Source organism: uncultured Senegalimassilia sp. (genome assembly GCF_934630535.1).
Taxonomy (GTDB): Bacteria; Actinomycetota; Coriobacteriia; order Coriobacteriales; family Eggerthellaceae; genus Senegalimassilia.
Window position 1 is genome coordinate 1 of record NZ_CAKTVU010000040.1, and the last position, 2,942, is coordinate 2,942.

Below are 2,942 nucleotides of genomic sequence, written 5' to 3' on the forward strand. Positions count from 1 at the left end.
TTCGCATGGTGGACTGTCGGGGACTCGAACCCCGGACCTTGGGATTAAGAGTCCCCTGCTCTACCAACTAAGCTAACGGTCCAAGAAAACACACTATGTCAAACAGCTGCGCGATGGGGTGGGTGAAGGGATTCGAACCCTCGACCTCCAGAGCCACAATCTGGCGCCCTAACCAACTAGGCCACACCCACCAAGGCGCGAGTAAGTATTATACGCACTTCCAAAATCTGTGCAACCCCCTTTTCGAAACTTTTTTTGAAAAGGTTCTCAGAGTGGTTTTTGCAACCTCTTCGTTAGGAAAACAACCTTGCAGCCCGGCATTTGAGACAGTGCACCGATGCGCCCGCTTCCGCTCTGCTACACACGAGGCATCGCCCAGTCTCGCCGACGGCCGAGCGAAGCGCGAACGGACACCCTTGCTCACACGGTCATGGCAAGGCAACCCGGTTTCCATGCCCCGGCTTTTCGCTCCGGAAAGAATGCATAGCGACGATTCGGGCGTTTCCACCATATGGCGAAGGAGCGCCACGATCCCGGCCCGCCGCAAAACCGTGATTGGTGGACCCTTTCTTGCAGACAAGAACCGAGCAGCCCCATGGGAACACGGATATACATAGAAACGGAGCTTCCTTCCTCATTCGGCCTATTCAGCCGAGGCTGGGGAACAGATTGATATACAGAATTCGATTGCAGGTTTTTGTGCAGATGCACTACGGTTCACATACCGTTAATCATCCAGCACCTACCGTTCGGGTTACAATATGGTCATTCCCGTTGAATACTTGGAGATGCTCATATGGAGACATTCCTGCTTATATTGCTCATGCTCGCCGCCGTTTTAGCGTCGTCGGTGATCGATCAGCTTGTGCCTAAAGTATCATCGCCGCTCATACAGATCGGCCTAGGCCTCGCCATCGCCGTGGTCGCAGGGCGGCAGATCGATCTGCTCTTCGACGAATCCGAGCTGTTCTTGGTGCTGTTCATAGCGCCGCTGCTCTTCCATGAGGCCAAGGAAGCGAAGAAAACCGAGCTATGGCGCAACAGGCGCTCCATCTTGTCGCTGGCAATCGGCCTGGTCTTGGCGATCATCGTTGCTGTGGGCTTTTTCGTGAATGCGATGATTCCCTCTATTTCGCTGGCTGCGGCGTTCGCGCTGGGCGCGGCACTCGGGCCAACCGACCCTATCGCCGTGTCCGCCGCCTCGAAAGATGCCGACATCAGCCCGCGGTGCAAAGCGCTGCTCAAAGGCGAATCGCTTATCAACGACGCTTCCGGTATCGTAGCCTTCCAATTCGCCATAGCCGCGGCAATGACCGGCGCCTTCTCCCCCGCTCACGCTATAAGCGAGTTTCTAGTCGAATTCGTCGGCGGCATCGCCTTCGGCTTGATACTGGGCGTTATCGGCAACGGCATCATTCGCCTTGTGCGCTCCTGGGGGCTTGAAAACACCACGTTCCATGTCTTGTTCGAGGTGTTCACCCCGTTCATCGTGTTTTTGGCAGCCGATCAGCTTGGCGGAAGCGGCATCTTGGCAGTTGTTGCTGCGGGCCTTGTGAACGTGATCTCGCCGCGCACGGCCGGCCCCTCGGTTTCGCGCCTGAACATCGTCTCCACCAGCGTCTGGCGCGTCATCTCCTTCACGCTCAACGGCATCGTGTTCGTTTTGCTGGGCACGCAGTTGCCACGCGCCATGCAAACCACTTGGAGTAATGTGGCGATCTCAAACTGGACGTTGCTCGGATATGTGCTGGCCATCAGCCTGATTCTTATCGCTGTTCGATTCGTTTGGGTGCTGTTGATGGAGCGCGTGCATCATCGACATGTGGCGCGACGCAACGAAAAGGCCGCTAAGGAAAAGAATATCGCACCCGAGCCGCGCAAGTCACTTGCCCATGACGTGCATTCTGCCGCCATCATGACGCTCGGTGGACCGAAGGGCACCGTTACCCTGGCGGTGATTCTAACCATCCCACAGGCTATTGCGCAGCGCCAGCTTATCCTCTTTTTAGCATGCGGCGTTATCGTGGTCACGCTTCTGCTGGCCACCTTCGTGGTGCCGATTCTGGCTCCGCAAAAGAAACGCGATAACACCGAACGGCTCAAGCGCGACGTCCAAGCGAATCTCGACATCCTGCGCGTCGTGATCGAGGAGCTTTCCGCGCGACAGACGCCGGAAACGCGCGCGGCAACGCAAATCGTCGTTCGTCAGTACAACGACCGCATCAAAAGAATCAAGGAGCTCAATGGCATAGAGGACGAGCCCAACATGAAGCTGCGCCTGCGCACGCTGACCTGGGAACGCGAATTCGCCCAGCATCTGATCGATACTGAAGAGGTGGATCGATTCGCCGGCTATCAGTACCTCATGCGCCTTGCCAGGATGGAAGAGCTTATTTTGCACCAGCACTCTTTACGTGCGAACCTTCGACAGCATTTCATACGATGGAGGACGTTCGGCCGACGCAGCTTGCAGGAAATCGCGCATAAGGTCCCTGGAGCCGAACTGAGCGAGACCACGCAAGCCACTCGAGCCCTGCAAATCAAATGCTATGAACACGTAGTGGGCAAGCTTCATGAAGAGTTGGCTGGAAACTCCCCCGCCAACGCCGAGGACATCTCGAAACTGCTCATTGAATATCAGCGGTTGCTGAGAACGCTGCGTGCAGCCGCTCCTTCCATTACCACGTTCACAACCACGCAGGATAAAAGCGCCGACGTTGAACGACTTGGTTTGGAAATCGAGCTTGAACAGATCCAAACCCGCTACGACGATGGCGAGCTTTCCCGTATTGCGGCAAAACGGCTGCGAGAGAACGTCAATCTCATGCAAATGGACTTGGAAGACAACGTATAAGCAAAAAAAATGGGGCTGTATCAAAAGTGATTTTGGTACAGCCCCATTCTTATGCCCAAGATTCCGAGGCGGCGCAGCCCGCCGCGAA

1 protein-coding gene and 2 tRNA genes are annotated in these 2,942 nt (G+C 55.9%); 1 reads left to right on the top strand and 2 read right to left on the bottom strand.

Annotation, left to right across the window (positions count from 1 at the left end; genetic code table 11):
- Positions 1-6 precede the first annotated feature (6 nt).
- Positions 7-82, bottom strand: a tRNA-Lys gene (locus Q0D52_RS10080).
- 32 nt (positions 83-114) lie between these two features.
- Positions 115-191, bottom strand: a tRNA-His gene (locus Q0D52_RS10085).
- Between the two features lie 605 nt (positions 192-796).
- On the opposite strand from Q0D52_RS10085, the gene Q0D52_RS10090 reads away from it, so the two are divergent.
- Complete coding sequence (locus Q0D52_RS10090) at positions 797-2,854, top strand: cation:proton antiporter (RefSeq protein ID WP_294382688.1); 2,058 nt, start codon at positions 797-799, stop codon at positions 2,852-2,854.
- The last annotated feature ends 88 nt before the right edge of the window (positions 2,855-2,942 follow it).

Bases quoted from the DNA above. Each gene is read 5' to 3' on its own strand.
- Q0D52_RS10090 (WP_294382688.1), top strand. From the start codon at position 797: ATGGAGACATTCCTGCTTATATTGCTCATGCTCGCCGCCGTTTTAGCG.